Here is a 1,403-nt window from a genome sequence, read left to right on the forward strand (position 1 = left end):
AGGTCGAGGAGGTCCACCGACTTCTCCCGCATCTCCACCTTGCGGACCTTGCCGGTCACCGTCATCGGGAACTCGTCGACCACCAGCACGTAGCGCGGGATCTTGTAGTGGGCCAGCTTCCCGGTGGCGAACTCCCGCACCGACTCCGCCGACACCTGCGCGCCCTCCCGGACCTGCACCCAGGCGCACAGCTCCTCGCCGTACTTGACGTCGGGCACCCCGACGACCTGGGCGTCGAGGATGTCCGGGTGGGTGTAGAGGAACTCCTCGATCTCGCGGGGGTAGATGTTCTCCCCGCCCCGGATCACCATGTCCTTGATCCGCCCGGTGATGTTCACATACCCGTCGGCGTCCATCACCCCCAGGTCCCCGGTGTGCATCCAGCGCGCGGCGTCGATCGCCTCGGCGGTCTTGTCCGGCTCGTCCCAGTAGCCCAACATCACCGAATAACCCCGGGTGCACAACTCCCCGGGCTCCCCGCGCGGCACGGTCAACCCGGTCTCCGGGTCCACGATCTTGACCTCGAGGTGCGGGTGCACGCGGCCGACGGTCGACACCCGGAGTTCGAGGGAGTCGTCCGCGCGGGTCTGCATCGACACCGGGCTCGTCTCGGTCATCCCGTAACAGATGGTCACCTCGTCCATGCCCATCCGCGACACGACCTGCTTCATCACCTCCACCGGACACGGCGACCCGGCCATGATCCCCGTCCGCAGGCTCGACAGGTCGTAGGACTCGAAGTCCGGATGGTTGAGCTCGGCGATGAACATCGTCGGCACCCCGTACAAGCTGGTGCAGCGCTCGGCCGCGACCGCCTCCAGGGTGGCCTTCGGGTCGAACCCCTGCGCCGGGATGACCATCGTGCAGCCGTTGGAGGTGCTCGCGAGGTTGCCCATCACCATGCCGAAGCAGTGATAGAAGGGCACCGGGATACACACCCGGTCCTCCGGGGTGTAGCCGCAGATCGCGCCCACGAAGAACCCGTTGTTCAGGATGTTGTGGTGCGACAGGGTGGCGCCCTTCGGGAACCCCGTCGTGCCCGAGGTGTACTGGATGTTGATCGGGTCGTCCGGGGACAGCGCGGCCTGCTTCTCCGCCAACAGCCCCGGCTCCCCGCCGCGCCCGGTCTCCAGCAGCCCGTCCCACTCACCCGAGCCGATGAGGACGACGGACCGCAGGTCGGGGCAGTTGCCCCGCACCGCCTCGATCATCGCGGCGTAGTTCGAGGTCTTGAACTCCCGCGCCGCCACCAGCAGCGAGATCCCGGCCTGCTTGAGCACGTACTCCAGCTCGTGCGTGCGATAGGACGGGTTGATGTTGACCAGGATCGCGCCGATCTTCGCCGTCGCGTACTGCAACAGCGTCCACTCCGCCATGTTCGGCGCCCAGATCCCCACCCGATC

1 protein-coding gene is annotated in these 1,403 nt (G+C 67.3%); it reads right to left on the reverse strand.

Annotated elements, in window-relative coordinates:
* Nucleotides 1-1,403: AMP-binding protein (locus tag ABD990_RS34070; protein WP_345384932.1), on the reverse strand; the 1,403-nt coding region annotated here is incomplete at both ends.

Origin of the sequence: Pseudonocardia yuanmonensis (assembly GCF_039542425.1) — a bacterium.
Lineage (GTDB): Bacteria > Actinomycetota > Actinomycetes > Mycobacteriales > Pseudonocardiaceae > Pseudonocardia > Pseudonocardia yuanmonensis.